Annotated in this window: 13 protein-coding genes; 10 read left to right on the top strand and 3 right to left on the bottom strand. The window is 42.8% G+C overall.

Translation table 11 applies throughout. The annotated features are described in order from the left end of the window. Nucleotides 1–245 precede the first annotated feature (245 nt). The gene (locus RRG12_RS33920; protein WP_420758009.1) at nt 246–1,457 is read right to left on the bottom strand and encodes an endonuclease; all 1,212 of its coding nucleotides are present in this window, start codon (nt 1,455–1,457) and stop codon (nt 246–248) included. A 312-nt stretch (nt 1,458–1,769) separates the two neighbouring features. Between RRG12_RS33920 and der the strand changes: the two genes are divergently transcribed. Further along, nucleotides 1,770–3,140 (top strand): ribosome biogenesis GTPase Der, encoded by a 1,371-nt coding sequence (gene der / locus RRG12_RS33915; protein ID WP_420762253.1) that lies wholly within the window; start codon nt 1,770–1,772, stop codon nt 3,138–3,140. Between the two features lie 187 nt (nt 3,141–3,327). Further along, a complete protein-coding gene (locus RRG12_RS33910) occupies nt 3,328–4,245 on the top strand; it encodes an energy-coupling factor transporter transmembrane component T family protein (protein ID WP_420762252.1) in 918 nt (305 codons plus the stop codon). 226 nt (nt 4,246–4,471) lie between these two features. On the opposite strand, the gene RRG12_RS33905 is transcribed toward RRG12_RS33910, so the two are convergent. Beyond that, nucleotides 4,472–4,897 carry a hypothetical protein gene (locus RRG12_RS33905; RefSeq protein ID WP_420762251.1) on the bottom strand — a complete coding sequence of 142 codons (426 nt, stop codon included), beginning with the start codon at nt 4,895–4,897 and terminating at the stop codon, nt 4,472–4,474. A gap of 177 nt (nt 4,898–5,074) precedes the next feature. Here RRG12_RS33905 and pipX point away from each other — a divergent pair, with 177 nt between their 5' ends. The 5 genes from pipX (at nt 5,075) to RRG12_RS33880 (ending at nt 10,823) form a co-directional block, all read left to right on the top strand. Then, on the top strand, nt 5,075–5,353 hold the full coding sequence (gene pipX / locus RRG12_RS33900) for a transcriptional coactivator PipX (protein WP_420762250.1): 279 nt from the start codon (nt 5,075–5,077) through the stop codon (nt 5,351–5,353). Further along, a complete protein-coding gene (locus RRG12_RS33895) occupies nt 5,350–6,018 on the top strand; it encodes a YggS family pyridoxal phosphate-dependent enzyme (protein ID WP_069068709.1) in 669 nt (222 codons plus the stop codon). The genes pipX and RRG12_RS33895 overlap by 4 nt, the downstream gene beginning before the upstream one ends. A gap of 461 nt (nt 6,019–6,479) precedes the next feature. After that, on the top strand, nt 6,480–7,082 hold the full coding sequence (locus RRG12_RS33890) for a cell division protein SepF (RefSeq protein WP_069068708.1): 603 nt from the start codon (nt 6,480–6,482) through the stop codon (nt 7,080–7,082). A gap of 106 nt (nt 7,083–7,188) precedes the next feature. Then, entirely contained in the window at nt 7,189–8,007 is an 819-nt protein-coding gene (gene proC / locus RRG12_RS33885; protein ID WP_420762249.1) for a pyrroline-5-carboxylate reductase, read from the top strand. Nucleotides 8,008–8,147: 140 nt separating this feature from the next. Beyond that, complete coding sequence (locus tag RRG12_RS33880) at nt 8,148–10,823, top strand: DEAD/DEAH box helicase (RefSeq protein ID WP_420762248.1); 2,676 nt, start codon at nt 8,148–8,150, stop codon at nt 10,821–10,823. A 288-nt stretch (nt 10,824–11,111) separates the two neighbouring features. On the opposite strand, the gene RRG12_RS33875 is transcribed toward RRG12_RS33880, so the two are convergent. Then, nucleotides 11,112–11,486, bottom strand: coding sequence for a hypothetical protein (locus RRG12_RS33875; RefSeq protein ID WP_420762247.1), 375 nt, complete (start codon nt 11,484–11,486; stop codon nt 11,112–11,114). A gap of 113 nt (nt 11,487–11,599) precedes the next feature. On the opposite strand from RRG12_RS33875, the gene RRG12_RS33870 reads away from it, so the two are divergent. The 3 genes from RRG12_RS33870 (at nt 11,600) to RRG12_RS33860 (ending at nt 14,782) form a co-directional block, all read left to right on the top strand. Continuing rightward, nucleotides 11,600–11,866, top strand: a complete 267-nt coding sequence (locus RRG12_RS33870; RefSeq protein ID WP_420762246.1) for a hypothetical protein — start codon at nt 11,600–11,602, stop codon at nt 11,864–11,866. Nucleotides 11,867–12,013: 147 nt separating this feature from the next. Next, nucleotides 12,014–14,008, top strand: coding sequence for a heavy metal translocating P-type ATPase (locus tag RRG12_RS33865; RefSeq protein WP_420762245.1), 1,995 nt, complete (start codon nt 12,014–12,016; stop codon nt 14,006–14,008). Nucleotides 14,009–14,101: 93 nt separating this feature from the next. After that, the gene (locus RRG12_RS33860) at nt 14,102–14,782 is read left to right on the top strand and encodes a hypothetical protein (protein ID WP_420762244.1); all 681 of its coding nucleotides are present in this window, start codon (nt 14,102–14,104) and stop codon (nt 14,780–14,782) included. The last annotated feature ends 620 nt before the right edge of the window (nt 14,783–15,402 follow it).

The following is a 15,402-nucleotide window of genomic DNA, read 5'->3' as shown; positions in this document are numbered from 1 at the left end:
TTAATTATTTGGTATTTGGTTACAAAGGTTGACAATATGCTTTTTTTGGGTAAAAGGTAGGAAATCCTACCTTTTTTTATTTTTATAGCCGTAGCCACATAGGTTAGGACATTTTGAAAACCCCAAGGCTAGGAATAGTAATACTTTTGCCTCCTGCCTCCTGCCCTCTGCCTCCTGCCTCCTGCCCCCTGCCTTCTGCCTTCTGCCTCCCTCCTGCCTCCCTTTCAAGGGTAGGTATTTAAAAATCAGGCAGTAGAGAGGGTGATTTGAGAGACATGGAGTTGTGGAGTCAAGGAAGGCCAAGGTTCAGGGAAAAAGCTACCTTGAGGTAGGGGAAGACGATTAAGAACGGCAGCCTTAATCACTAAAAATCCACGACGGAAACATGAGAGACAACGATGGAAGACACTATTTTTCAAATTGCGTCGTGCAACGTGGGTTTGTGGTAATTCGTCTAAACTACTAATAGGCAAATTGGCATCAATAGCACCTCCAACACTAACCTGCCATAAAGTAGCGATTGCGATCGCTAACCAATGTCTCTCGGCTCGTTTGGTATCTGTCATTTTAGTTTGATGCCAAGCAAAACCACCTCTTTTACCGTCTTTAAATAGACATTCAATCCAAGAGCGCATCGAATACCAACAAGCATCCGCAACTTCGGGTTGTAAATCGGTGAGAATTAACCAAGGTTCGGCATAGCCCTCGTCATGACGGGCTAACAATGTACATTCAATCGGGTTACTTTTGAAACAAGTTACCAATGACTCAAATGACTGACCAACTTCTCGAACAAGAGTATTTAGAGGTAGCCAAGAAACAGTACCTTTAATTTGAAACTGCCCCTGAAGGTTAATCCGCATAAAAGGATGCCAACCACAGTTCAAGATTTGTTGATACAACCACTCAGCATAAAGCCCTCTATCTGTGGTGACAATTACAAACCAATCTGGTGGTACAGTTTTGTCTATATGGCGAAATAATTCTTCCCAGTGAGGTTTCCAACTTCCAGGAATGGTAGCTTCAACTATTTTCCAGGCAATTGGAATTCCACAGCCACGGTAAACAATGCTAATTGCTAATACAGTAAAGCGATCGCTTAAAGTTGAAGCATCTGCTGCCAATGCTAGACGTTTTTCACCTTTAGGCCAAAGACTTAGAATCCAAGATAGTAGTGGACTAAAACAAGATGTCACATCCAATGAAGTTCGACCAGTTTTTGTTTTATCTTCTGCGTCTCGATACCATTCCCGCAGTTGCTGACGTATAGTATTCTCCTTTTTACCCAGTAGTTCTGCTAAAAATACTGAAACCGTTGTCAGTCCACTTGATTGGGTCATTACTATCCCAAAAGTCCACATTGCCAGTACAACAGCTTGAGGTTTTGTGAGATTTGGCATTTTTTCAATTACTTTTCTAGTCCATTCTCTTAATTCCTCGCTTTTTCCTACTTGCATTCACCCTCCTGCACCCGTAGTAATTCTGCTGATAAAAGCTAGATAGTATTTTACCTGCAAAAATACGCCTTTATTAAATACCTACCCTTGAAAGCTCCTGCCTCCTGCCTCCTGCCTCCTGCCTCCTGCCTCCTGCCTTCTGCCTCCTGCCTCCTGCCTCCTGCCTCCTGCCTCCTGCTATAAAAGTATGGCGTTACAAACAGCCCAACACAGAAATCGCCTCAGATGATTGGGAAATTATTAAAACTTCAAGTTTAAAGTGAGTAAAATGTAGGTACATGATATACTACGTCTCTCACTTACCCTGGTTTTATGGCACTGCCAATTGTTGCAATTATCGGACGCCCAAATGTGGGCAAATCCACCCTGGTTAATCGACTCGCCGGGGAACAAACGGCGATTGTCCATGATGAACCGGGAGTGACACGCGATCGCACTTACATGCCGGCTTTCTGGAATGGCCGCGAATTTTTAGTGGTAGACACTGGTGGTTTAGTTTTTAATGATGATACCGAATTTTTACCACTGATTCGCCAACAGGCAATGACAGCCCTTGCAGAAGCATGTGGGGCTATTTTTGTAGTCGATGGTCAAACAGGCCCCACATCAGCAGATTTAGAAATCGCCGAATGGATGCGCCAACAACGCGTACCTGTGCTACTAGCTGTAAATAAATGTGAATCCCCAGATCAAGGCTTAATGCAAGCTGCCGAATTTTGGGAATTGGGATTGGGCGAACCTTACGCCATCTCCGCGATTCATGGTAGCGGCACAGGAGAGTTACTCGACGAATTAGTTAATCACATACCTGCTGTTGAAGACATCCCAGAAACTAATGAAATCAAAGTAGCAATTGTGGGACGCCCGAATGTGGGCAAATCGAGCTTACTCAATTCTTTTGTTGGGGAAGAAAGGGCAATTGTCAGCCCAATTTCCGGCACAACCCGCGATGCTATTGATACCGTCATTGAACGAGCCGGACAAACCTACCGCTTGATTGATACCGCCGGTATCCGCAAAAAGAAACACATCGAATACGGCACAGAATTTTTTAGTATTAACCGTGCTTTCAAAGCGATTCGCCGCGCTGACGTGGTTTTATTAGTAATAGATGCTGTAGATGGAGTTACTGAACAAGACCAAAAATTAGCTGGGCGGATTATCGAGGAAGGTCGAGCTTGCATCATCGTCGTTAATAAGTGGGATGCGGTCGAAAAAGACTCTTACACAATTTACGACTACGAAAAAACTCTGCAATCACGGTTACATTTTACCGAATGGGCAGAAACAATCTTTGTAAGTGCCTTGTCAGGACAACGGGTAGAAAAGATTCTCGAATTGGTGAAAACTGCGGCTGAATCACACAAACGCCGTGTTAGCACATCAGTGATTAACGAAGTTTTAACAGATGCCGTGAGTTGGCATTCACCGCCAGCATCTCGCGGTGGGCGTCAAGGGAAGATTTATTATGGTACACAAGTAAGTAGCCAACCACCGACGATCGCACTATTTGTCAATGATTCCAAACGCTTCAACGACAACTACCGCCGCTACATTGAACGGCAATTTAGGCAACAGCTAGGATTTAAAGGCACGCCAATTATCTTACTGTGGCGGAGCAAAAAAGTCCGTGATGCCGAAAGTGGTAATGTTAATAGAGCAACTCGCGTCAAAATAAGTTAGGAGAAGCGATTCATCGCGTCTGTACAAGAGAGACGCGATTAAATTGTGTCTGTACAAGAGTTATTGGTTAAAGCGAAAATTGCTAATTATGGAACCCTATCGAATTGAGTTTGATAGCGGCACACGGTAAAAGTTATGAGTTAAAGTCAAAACTTCTAACTCCTAACTCCTAACTTCTAACTCTAAAATGGATTTATTGCGATCGCTGCCACTTGGACTTTATCTAGAACAACCCCAAACTTGGCTGCATAAAATCGATCCGCGAGTCAAGTTTGCCTGGTTGATGAGCTTTTTAACAAGCTATGTTTTGGCCAACAACCTTTGGCGTGTGCTGCTAGTGATAGTATTGATTGTTGCTACCTTGATTGCGAGAATTCCCCGACGTGTATGGCAGCAGCAAATGGGCTGGCTGTTAATGCTATCGTTTTTTATCTTAGCGATCGGAGCCATCAGTCCTGATGGAATGGGTGTAAATCATCAGCCACGCTTACCAGCTAATGAACAAATATTAACCCAGCAAGCATTCTCTAATAATATTAAAGAGCCAGTAGCCGAGAAAAAAGCATACAGCTACGTGCTATTTCACAAAGGCCCGGTTAAAGTCACTCGCTACTCGTTGAGTTTGGCGGTACGCCTGAGTACACTTATATTTACCGTAATTTACAGCACCAACCTGTATCTGTTAACAACCGCACCAGAAGAAATCACATCTGGCATCGAAAGCCTAATGCAACCCTTGCGACGCTTCAAGTTGCCCGTCACAGAAATTGCTTTAACTTTAACTTTGTCCTTGCGCTTTATTCCCCTAGTTTTAGAAGAAGTGCAAAATTTATTCCGCTCCGTGATGACAAGAGCAATTAATTGGAAAAAACTGGGATTAAAAGGAGCATTCAAGGTTTGGATGACAGTTGCAGAGAGACTTTTGGAAAATCTGCTCTTACGAGCCGATCAAATGGCGAATGCAATGATGGTACGGGGTTTTACCAGTCCCAATGAGCATCGAGTGCAGTGGCACGACTTACGATTAAAAGGGCGTGATTGGCTTGCGATCGCAACTTTAATCTTATTCTGGGGAATACGGGTAACTATAGGGACTCAGGCGTAATTTTGCACTGAGAAAATGGTAAGAGGTAATACAGCAGAATTCAGAATTCATAAGTAAAACATTAAATCGCCGTCTCTACCAAAGACTGATTGATTATTGTAGAGACGGCGATTCATCGCGTCTCTTGCCTTAACCGAACGGTATTGAGCTATATGTAACAATATGGTAGGGTAAATTGAACAGCTACCTAGCCATAAAATTGATCCCCTAGCATTTCCTGTAGATTTTAGGTATTAACCAGCGTTGCGCGAACACTACAAACTAATCTTAAGATTTTTGACCGAGTACCCTTGTGAATCTCTGCACAACGCTCAGGCACAAATTCCACCACTGAAAATACTGGATAATCAATAGACCTTTTGCATAAATGGTAGTTTTCTTTCCAGTCCCCAGTACCCAATCCCCAATCCCAATTTTGTGCCATTGGGCGACAGTTGTGGCAGTATGGAAAGAAGTTGAAAAATTCGCCATTGCCTTTGGAAACTTCAAAGGATGTTTTTCCTTGCCAAGCCGAACTTTCAACCAGAAGATCAGGACTATTTTGTGCCTTGTCCCTACAGATTGGTAAATTGAAATCACCAAAGCAGATGGTGATGTTTATCAACCAGCCTCTACTCTCTGAATCTACGCTTCGCGGCTTTTGTTGTACCATTCCGCTTCACTACCACTAGCTTCATCTGCCCATTAGAAACTAGATCAAGGTCTTCGTAACCGCAGTTTCGCATTTTAAGCAAATATTCTGGCGAATGTTGGTATTATCGTCTGAATGTTTGGAATTAACTGCGAAAAGATATATATACTCCCACCTTGACAACACCTTGACTCTTAAATGAATCCAGAAAACGCAGAAACTTACATAAACCATCCAACTTGGGGTTTACTCTACAAAATCTGTATGGTTGATGAAACCCAGGATTTGTTCACCACACTTTATGCCCAGCGCTTATTTTTTTTGGTCGCAAATGACGTTAAAGGTGTCAAATTCCAGTCTTTAGGACGTACTGAGGCGAGAATGATGTTGGAAAATCGCTTGCGTACTCTGCGGCGCAGTGGGCATTCTCAGGAGTACGATCAGCTTCAGAGTGTTTTCCAGCGCACCTTCCAATGAACAGTTCGATTTCCGAACGTATCGTTTCCATTCGCTCCTCACTGCCAACTTCAGTCAAATTGATTGCTGTTAGCAAACAAGTTTCTGCCCAGGCCATTCGGTCTGCATACAACGCAGGAATTCGTGATTTCGGGGAAAGTCGTATCCAAGAAGCTGCCAGTAAACAAGCCGAGTTGCAAGACTTACCGGATATTACCTGGCACTTTATTGGACATTTGCAAAGCAATAAAGCCAAAAAAGCCATCGAGCATTTCCCTTGGATTCACTCCGTGGATAATTTGAAGCTGGCACAGCGCTTAGACCAATTGGCGCAACAGCTAGGTGTGACTCCCCAGGTTTGCCTACAAGTGAAAATTCTCCCCGATCCCAATAAGTCTGGTTGGAGTGTGCCAGAACTTTTGGCTGATTTACCCACACTCAATCAATACAAAAGTTTACAAATTCAAGGTTTGATGACAATTCCGCCTTCCGGATTAAATGATTCCGAAATTCTTAATGTGTTTAATCGCAATCGTGAGTTAGCAAAAGAAATCCAGGAGCAAAATTGGTCGCACATAAAAATGCAGCACCTATCTATGGGTATGTCAGGCGACTACGAACTGGCAGTGCAAGCAGGTGCAACGATGGTACGATTAGGAACCATATTGTTTGGCGATCGCTCTTAAGCGTATTTCACATCCCTCTTTCGCTTGAGTATCAAGTGCAAGCAGGCGCAATGAGGGTGTGATTAATAACCATATTGTTTGGCGATCGCTCTTAGCCGATTAATCATCAGCCTTTGAGGACGGTATTAATAGAGATCAGGATTTGTTGACAAGAATTTTGTAACAGACTGGTGCAATTGGAAACAAAGGATATAGTATTGACAAGAGCAATCGCCAAGTCAAAATAGGGTATAAAGAAGTTTCCTTCGGATAAACCTTAGGATATAATCTTGACTCATTATTATGTTTAGGCGATGCACAGACCTTTCCAATAAGTGTCAGTTCATCGCCAAAACCCGTAGTATGGGCTACAAATAGCAATACACTTGCTGAAGTATCCACCGATGTAGCGAGCGCTCCTAGCTCAACTAATCCTCAGCCAAGTCAATACAGACTATTCGCACCAGGAGAGTACACACACAATGAACAACATTTTTTCCAAACTCAGAGACTTTGTGGGTCTAAATGAGCAAGTGGAATACGAGTATTACGAAGAAGAACCAGAAACAGATAACAATTACCAAAATCTGTATCAGCAAGAAAATCCCCAACCAGCACCACAAGAGAATCCAGCCGCTCAAAATCGACGCTGGCGGGAACCAGTGCCTACAATGGGAGATGATATAGCAACAGGTCAAAAGCCAATGGGGAATGTGATTGGTATGCCAGGAGCAATTAACGGAATTTCGGAAGTTTTGGTACTCGAACCACGCACCTTTGAAGAAATGCCCCAGGCAATTCAAGCGCTGCGAGAACGCAAGTCAGTGGTATTAAATCTGACAATCATGGACCCAGATCAAGCTCAACGAGCAGTAGATTTTGTTGCGGGTGGTACTTACGCACTAGATGGACATCAAGAGCGCATCGGTGAGAGCATCTTTTTGTTTACACCAAGTTGTGTCCAAGTTAGCACCCAAGGTGGCGTTCTTCATGAAGTACCACAACCACCAGCGCGTCCCTCTCGTCCTACAACAGGCCCTTCAAATCAAAGTTGGGGCAACGAAACTAATCGGATGGCACAATAAAGTTAAATTAGTTATTAGTCCTTTGTCCTTTGTCATTTGTCCTGGGTTTTGATCATAGTGACAAATGACAAACGACTGATGATTAATGCCTAATGACTAATGATCAATGACTATAAAATTTGGCTTAATTGGTGGTGGGGTAATGGGAGAAGCACTCTTATCCCGCCTACTCGCGCGTGGAATTTATCAAGCATCAGAAGTCATAGTTAGCGAACCGCTATCTTCACGCCTAGATTTCTTAAAACAGCAATACGGTGTTGCTGTGACTACAGATAATAGCCAGGTTTTCAGTGAAGCAAAAGAAGTTGTCTTTTTGGCAGTGAAGCCGCAGGTATTTAGTGCGATCGCTCAAGAATTAGCAGATATTGATATTCTTAATAGAGAACAATCACCGCTGATCATTTCCATATTAGCGGGTGTGCCTTTAAATCAGCTAGAAGCTGCATTTGTGCAATTGCCAGTGATTAGAGCAATGCCCAACACCCCTGCAACTGTGGGAGCAGGAGTTACCGCGATTTGTTCGGGTGCATATACCAATGCCTTGCATCACCAAATAGCACAGCAAGTTTTTTCTGCTGTGGGCGAAGTGGTGGAAGTGTCAGAAGGGCTGATGGATGCAGTTACAGGGCTATCTGGTAGTGGCCCGGCTTACGTGGCACTATTAGTAGAAGCACTTGCAGATGGCGGAGTCGCCGCAGGTTTACCTAGAGCAATTGCTAATCAACTAGCCTTGCAAACCGTACTGGGAACAGCGAAACTGTTGCAGGAAACCAAAATGCACCCAGCAGAACTCAAAGATCGTGTTACTAGCCCTGGCGGTACAACCATTGCGGGAATTGCCAAGCTAGAACAGGCAGGATTTCGTTCAGCTTTAATTGAAGCAGTCAAAGCTGCCACAGAGCGATCGCAAGAGCTGGGAAAATGAGAGACTAGGGAATGGGGCATGGGGCATGGCGCATGGGGTAATGAACACTAAGTAAGAGTTTTGCAATACCCAATGCCCAATGCCCAATGCCCAATGCCCAACGTTAATATAGTAAACAATCTGGTTGCAAATGTGATTGAGTGAATTATCCTGCACCGTCTCCAGAACTTGACTTAGGGTCTATATTTCCCTTTGAACTGGATCAGTTTCAAAAAGAAGCGATCGCGTCCCTGAACGCCGGACGCTCAGTAGTCGTATGTGCCCCCACCGGTTCGGGCAAAACATTAGTCGGGGAATACGCCATTTATCGCGCCCTGGCACGAGGAAAACGTGTATTTTACACGACTCCCCTAAAGGCGCTGTCGAATCAAAAATTACGTGACTTTCGAGAAAAATTCGGGTTTGATCAAGTCGGACTGTTAACTGGAGATGCTTCCATTCACAGAGATGCACCGATTTTAGTGATGACCACAGAAATTTTCCGAAATATGCTCTATGGCACACCCATTGGGCAAGTCGGCATCTCATTGGTAGACGTTGAAGCGGTGATACTTGATGAATGCCACTACATGAACGATCGCCAGCGCGGTACAGTTTGGGAAGAATCAATCATCTATTGTCCTCGTGAAGTGCAACTAGCAGCCCTCTCAGCAACGGTTGCTAATAGCGATCAACTCACCGACTGGCTAAATCGTGTTCACGGCCCAACAGACCTGATTTACTCCGATTTTCGCCCAGTCCCCTTAGAATTTCACTTTTGCAATCCCAAAGGGTTATTTCCCCTGTTGAATGATAGCAAAACCAAAATTAACCCCCGCCTTCAGAAAAAGAAGGGAAAAGGGGGAGAAAGGGACAGGGGGAGAAGTGGTAGACCTGAAGCTCCTGGTATAATTTTTACCTTGAGCCAGTTAGAGCAACGGGATATGCTCCCAGCGATTTACTTTATCTTCAGCCGCCGGGGATGTGATAAAGCGGTGGCGGAAGTGGGAGATTTATGGCTGGTAAATAATGAAGAGTCGCAAATTTTGCGGCAACAGATTGATGACTTTTTAGCCCGCAATCCTGAAGCAGGGCGTTCTGGACAAATTGCACCCTTGTACCGAGGAATTGCTGCCCACCACGCCGGAATTCTGCCTGCTTGGAAAGCACTGGTAGAAGAACTATTTCAGCAAGGGCTGATTAAAGTGGTATTCGCCACCGAAACACTAGCAGCGGGAATTAATATGCCCGCCCGGACAACGGTTATTTCTACCCTTTCTAAGCGTACCGACACCGGACACCGCCTGTTGAATGCTTCCGAATTCTTGCAAATGGCGGGACGCGCAGGCCGTCGGGGGATGGATAAACAAGGTCACGTGGTGACAGTCCAAACTCCCTTTGAAGGAGCCAAAGAAGCGGCGTATTTGGGAACATCCAAGCCAGACCCCCTTGTAAGCCAGTTTACGCCCAGTTATGGCATGGTACTCAACTTGCTGCAAACCCATACCCTAGAGCAAACCAGGGAACTGATAGAACGCAGTTTTGGGCAGTACATGGCGACCTTGCATTTAAGACCAGAATATGACGAGATTGCCGAACTTGAAAGACAATTAGCTCAATTGCATGAGCAAATCGCCGCAGTTGATGAAAATGAACTGGCTATTTATGAAAAATTGCGGCAACGCCTGAAAGTCGAACGCCAGATATTAAAGACCTTGCAAGAGCAAGCACAGGAAGATAGAAAAGAAGAATTAGGGATGATGTTAGACTTTGCAGTGTCAGGAACTCTGTTGAGTCTCAAAGGCAAAAACATCACAGTGTCTTCACCAGTAACCGCAGTGTTAGTAGGAAAATCGCCTGGTTCTGGTCAAGCTCCTTACTTGGTATGCTTGGGGCATGATAACCGCTGGTATGTGGCAACCACAGGGGATGTAGTCGATTTGTATGCCGAACTGCCGCGAATTGAAGTGCCGCCTCATATACTACCACCGCCAGAGATGCCTTTGAAGCCAGGACAGTCACGCCGTGGTAACGAAGAAAGCTTTGCGATCGCTGTGCGTATTCCTGATCCGATAGAATCTTTGCATTTAGCACCAGAAGTAGCAGAACAACTCAGTCGCACTACCGCCGTCCAAGAGCAATTAGAAGCTCATCCCCTACATCAATCAGGCAATGCTGCCACGCTTTTCAAGCGCCGCGCCCGCTATGTCGAACTAGAAGCCGAACTTGAACAGTTGCAAGGGCAAGTAGAGCAACAGTCACAACGTCATTGGGAAGAGTTTCTAAATTTAATCGCAATTCTGCAACATTTTGGCGGTTTGGATAACTTAGTCCCCACAGTATTAGGGCGAATTGCGGCAGCAATTCGAGGCGAGAATGAATTGTGGCTGGGTTTAGTATTTGCTAGTGGTGAATTGGACAACTTAGATCCGCACCATTTAGCCGCCGCCGCCGCCGCTTTGGTGATGGAAACTCCCCGTCCAGATAGTAAGGTTAACTTTGACCTAAGTAATGAAGTCGCAGAAGCCTTGGCAAAATTGCGGGGAATTCGCCGCCAAATGTTCCAAGCACAACGGCGGTATAACGTAGCACTACCGATATGGTTGGAATTTGAGTTAATTGCGATCGTGGAACAATGGGCGCTGGGAATCGAGTGGACAGAACTCTGCGAGAACACCACCTTAGATGAAGGCGATGTGGTGAGAATTCTACGCCGGACGTTGGATTTATTATCGCAGATACCCCACGTTCCCCACTTGCCAGACTCTTTCCAACGAAATGCCTATCGGGCGATGCAGTTGATTGATAGATTTCCTGTGAATGAGGTGGTTGAATAAACAGGGCGCTCTGACGCAAAACTAGTAGTCTGTCAAGAACTAATTGACGGATAATTCCCTGTAGAGACGGCGATTTATCGCGTCTCTCTAACCGTCAAAATGAATTTGACAGACTACTAGACGATGTAGGGGCAATTCATGAATTGCCCCTACTAATGAATTTACATTTGACCGAATAAAAGTAATGGTAAATAGTTAAAAATGCTTTTTTGGTTTCGTATATCTTATATACGTAATTAATCACGTGTATCTAACAGAAGTTATAGTCGCTATCAGCGCTATTCAAGCTTAGTACACCAAGTTTCCAGTACCGCGCAACTGACGTAAAGAATTTACACAGTATGGACAGTCACAGCCAAATGTCTGAATTGCAGCATCACTTTCCTCCTCAGTAAAGTTCAACATGGCAATATTCTCATCTGATACTGATGTGACAATAGTTGAGGAACGTGTAGAGGTATACGGTTGCTTTCTCTCTGAATCTCGAATACACACAAAATCTTTTCCACCATGTGGGTTAGTGATACAGGTACGACCGTCTTGTGTGTGCATTAATCGCTGAGTAATACTAGCATGGGCAGGATTCAATACCGCCAGCGTAGACATCAGCGACACAAAAATCGAGGAACTAGACAGCAAATTCAGGATAATTTTTTTGTTCATAGATTTCCTTGAGAAAATTGTCTACTAGCTTAGGGTATTCGATTAATTTTTAAACTTCAAGTTAATTTTTTCTGAGAATAGCTGGCTTGACACTTGTTGCTCAAGAAAGTTCCATGTCTACTCAGTTTGATCACACATTATTTGCTACAGGAGAACTCAGATATCAAACAGGGTTGATGTCTCGTTTTGAATCGCTCACTACGAACAAAAGTTCTATCTTGGATTATTTTATACAGTTAACAACTACTATTACAGCACTTTCGGCAGCTATGAGGTACATCCTCAAACCTCATAGCTATGCAGGAGAGGGGGAAGAAGAAAAACTGTATTACATAATAGCGGGAAGCGCTGTACTGTATTTACAAGATTATAAATCTTAATTTAAACCAAAAGATAATATCAATATTTAGCAATAAAAATGATATAGATTCTCGTTCTTAAATTATCAACTTGTAAAAATTTCTTTTTTTAATTACATTTGTAAAAAGGCTTAGGTCTTAGGTAATTTACTAGCCTCAACAGAAAAAATGAAGCGGAAAATACATTTAGAATCTTCAGGTTGTTCCAACTGTGGACATGATCATCACGAGAATCATAACCATGTTCATAATCACAATCATGATGAGAATCATAACCATGACCATAATCACGATCACAGTGGAGAATTCAATCTGAAAAATGAGGTATTGCCTTTAATAGTGATTCTAAGTTTATATGTGCCTGGTGTAATTTTTGAAGATCAATTACACAATACATTCTATTCAATAGGTGAATATCTGCTTTTCATACCTGCCTATTTATTAAGTGGATGGAGTGTTTTAAAAACTGCTGGACGTAATATCCTCAGAGGTAAAGTATTTGATGAAACATTTTTGATGACAGTGGCGACATTAGGGGCGATCGCAATTCATAAATTACCCGAAGCTGTCGGAGTAATGTTATTTTATAAAATTGGAGAATTGTTCCAAGATATTGCCGTCAGTCGTTCCCGTAATTCTATCAAAGAATTATTGGAAGTCCGCCCAGACTATGCCAATATTCAAATAGAGGGAGAACTCAAAAAAGTATCGCCAGAAACAGTAAATGTTGGGGATATTATCGTCGTGAAACCCGGAGAAAAGATTCCCTTAGATGGCGAAATTATAGATGGTAATTCGCAAGTTGATACATCTGCATTAACTGGAGAATCTGTGCCGCGAACAGTGAGGCTGGGAGAAACGGTTTTGGCTGGGATGATCAATAAAATGGGTGTTCTCAGCATTAGAGTCACAAAACTCTTTGATGAATCTTCCATTGCTAGGATTTTAGACTTGGTGCAAAATGCCAAAAGTAAAAAAGCAGAAACAGAAAAGTTTATTACTAAATTCGCCCGATATTATACACCAATAGTAGTTTTTACATCTTTAGCAGTTGCAATATTACCTCCTTTATTCATTTCTGGTGCAACTTCTTCAGAGTGGATTTATCGCGCCCTAATTTTACTAGTTATTTCCTGTCCCTGTGGACTCGTTATCAGTATTCCATTAGGTTACTTTGGAGGTGTGGGAGGTGCAGCCAGACGTGGTATTTTAGTCAAAGGCTCTACTTTTTTAGATACTTTAAATGCAGTGAATACAGTTGTTTTTGATAAAACTGGAACGTTAACTCAAGGGGTATTTAAAGTAGTAGAAATAATACCATTAAATGGCTGGAATGATGAAAAATTACTGCAATTAGCTGCCAAAGTAGAATCACACTCAAATCATCCCATTGCTCAATCTATCCGCAAGGCTTATGGTGAAAAAATTGATGAATTTGAGGTGAGAGATTATGAAGAGATAGCAGGCTATGGAATTAGAGCCAAGGTTGAAAATAGGGTAGTGATAGCAGGAAGCGATCGCTTATTACATAGAGAGAATATTTATCACGATAATTGCCAGTTAGAGGGAACAGTTATTCATCTAGCAGTGGATGATATTTACGCTGGGTATATTGTCATTGCTGATGAACTCAAAGAAGATGCAAGACTTGCTATTCAAGCACTCAAGCGAATGGGTGTAGAGAGAACAGTAATGTTGACAGGAGATAATCAAGCGATCGCTTCTCGAATTGCTCAACAGATTGGCATAGATACCTATGAAGCAGAGTTATTACCCGAAGAAAAAGTTAATGCCATTGAGAAGTTACTCAGCACCGCCGGCAAGCATGGTAAAGTTGCCTTTGTTGGGGATGGTATTAATGATGCACCAGTGATTGCTAGAGCAGATGTTGGAATAGCGATGGGCGGGTTAGGTTCAGATGCAGCGATAGAAACTGCCGATATTGTGATCATGACAGATGCACCATCAAAAGTGGCAGAAGCAATACAAATCGCTAGAAAAACCCGCACAATAGTTTGGCAAAATATTGGCTTTGCTTTAGCAATTAAAGGTATATTTATTGGGTTGGGTATTTTAGGTATAGCAACAATGTGGGAAGCTGTCTTTGCTGATGTTGGAGTAGCCTTGCTGGCAATTTTAAATGCAACTAGAGCGATGAAATAAAATTTTGGGAAATCGGGAATCTGTAACGGGGAAATTGTAGTAGTTAAACGATGAGTACTCACAACTCATATTCTGCTACCCAAAATAGAACCCATGCATTCATCAATCAAAGGTATTGCTACAGCTACTTTAGCTTTACTGCTAAACTATTCAGCAAATCCAGCCTTTGCACTACCGCAGAAAATTAATCATCCAGTTACTGTTGCTAAATCGCAACCATTAACAGACACCTTGATTGTTCCTGGGGAACGAGTGGGGCCGATTACACGCACAACGACTAAGAAAGATTTAGTTAAGCTATTTGGCGCGTCTCGTCTCGTTGATAAAACCATTTCAGGCCCCGAAGGAATAGGTAGTTTTGCAGCTACTCAGTTAAACCTAAATCAGGGGCGATCGCTCTTGGTAGTCTGGAGTGATAATACTCGTACCAAACCTCTAGATGTGCGTAACCTGGGTTGGGCTTGGAAAACCCGCGAAGGTATTGGTGTTGGAACCCCATTAAGCGAATTACGCAAGAAGTTAGGTAACTTTAGACTCTATGGATTGGAGTGGGATTACGGCGGTACTATCTTGTTGGATAGTAGTAAATTATCCCGTTATCAAGGCAAACTCATTTTACGAGTAAACGCTGCTCCCAATGCTTATGAAAAATTCCCCAATGACTACCAAGCAGTGTTAGGGGATAGTACTTTTTCCTCTAGCAATCCCCACTGGAAACGTTTGGGAATTAGGCTAGGAGAAATTATCGTTGTATTGAATCCTAGTCAGGAATGATGTACTTTCACAAATTGCTTGTTGGAAGCCTTGCAATGGAAAGCAGCGGCGATCGCACCAAAAACTAGATACACTTCAGCCAGAATGGGACAAGCGCCATATTAGCGATGAACTAGATAAAATTGAGTTTGCATTGCAATCATGAAACTTATGTAAATATACAGTTATTTGGCAGATGGAAATCAGGATTTCCTCACCCAGAAAACAAGGAAAATAGAGATATTCAGTTAATTGGTGTTTGTTTATACTATTTCAAATTTTTGTAGTCGTTATACTCATAACTTAGGTTCTACCTGGGAATTAGGAAGTGGCTTTGCCACTTCTTTTTATTAATATTGTGGCACAGTAAAAAATAAGTTAAAAGTTAAAAGTAACTTCATTGAACTTTTAAACTTTATTAATTATACTTTTTCATCAAATATCTGCTATCCATACATTGTAGGGACGTATATCTGTAAGTCCCTACAAACGATTAATTTATTGCAAAGATTTTTGACAATGGTATGATATAGTGCCTGTTTAATTGACCAAGCAATCTGACGGAATTCTGGTCATCTAGACATGATGTTAAGTAAGTCGGTGGGAACAAACCAAATTATGTTACGAAACTTAAATAGGCT

Source organism: Nostoc sp. CALU 546 (assembly GCF_048836525.1).
The sequence above is the reverse complement of the archived record's forward strand: the minus strand, read 5'-3'. Positions and strand labels throughout refer to the sequence as shown.

Bases quoted from the DNA above. Each gene is read 5' to 3' on its own strand.
- RRG12_RS33905 (WP_420762251.1), bottom strand. From the start codon at position 4,897: ATGGTACAACAAAAGCCGCGAAGCGTAGATTCAGAGAGTAGAGGCTGG.
- der (WP_420762253.1), top strand. From the start codon at position 1,770: ATGGCACTGCCAATTGTTGCAATTATCGGACGCCCAAATGTGGGCAAA.
- proC (WP_420762249.1), top strand. From the start codon at position 7,189: ATGACTATAAAATTTGGCTTAATTGGTGGTGGGGTAATGGGAGAAGCA.
- RRG12_RS33910 (WP_420762252.1), top strand. From the start codon at position 3,328: ATGGATTTATTGCGATCGCTGCCACTTGGACTTTATCTAGAACAACCC.
- pipX (WP_420762250.1), top strand. From the start codon at position 5,075: ATGAATCCAGAAAACGCAGAAACTTACATAAACCATCCAACTTGGGGT.
- RRG12_RS33890 (WP_069068708.1), top strand. From the start codon at position 6,480: ATGAACAACATTTTTTCCAAACTCAGAGACTTTGTGGGTCTAAATGAG.
- RRG12_RS33875 (WP_420762247.1), bottom strand. From the start codon at position 11,486: ATGAACAAAAAAATTATCCTGAATTTGCTGTCTAGTTCCTCGATTTTT.
- RRG12_RS33870 (WP_420762246.1), top strand. From the start codon at position 11,600: ATGTCTACTCAGTTTGATCACACATTATTTGCTACAGGAGAACTCAGA.
- RRG12_RS33860 (WP_420762244.1), top strand. From the start codon at position 14,102: ATGCATTCATCAATCAAAGGTATTGCTACAGCTACTTTAGCTTTACTG.
- RRG12_RS33895 (WP_069068709.1), top strand. From the start codon at position 5,350: ATGAACAGTTCGATTTCCGAACGTATCGTTTCCATTCGCTCCTCACTG.
- RRG12_RS33920 (WP_420758009.1), bottom strand. From the start codon at position 1,457: ATGCAAGTAGGAAAAAGCGAGGAATTAAGAGAATGGACTAGAAAAGTA.
- RRG12_RS33865 (WP_420762245.1), top strand. From the start codon at position 12,014: ATGAAGCGGAAAATACATTTAGAATCTTCAGGTTGTTCCAACTGTGGA.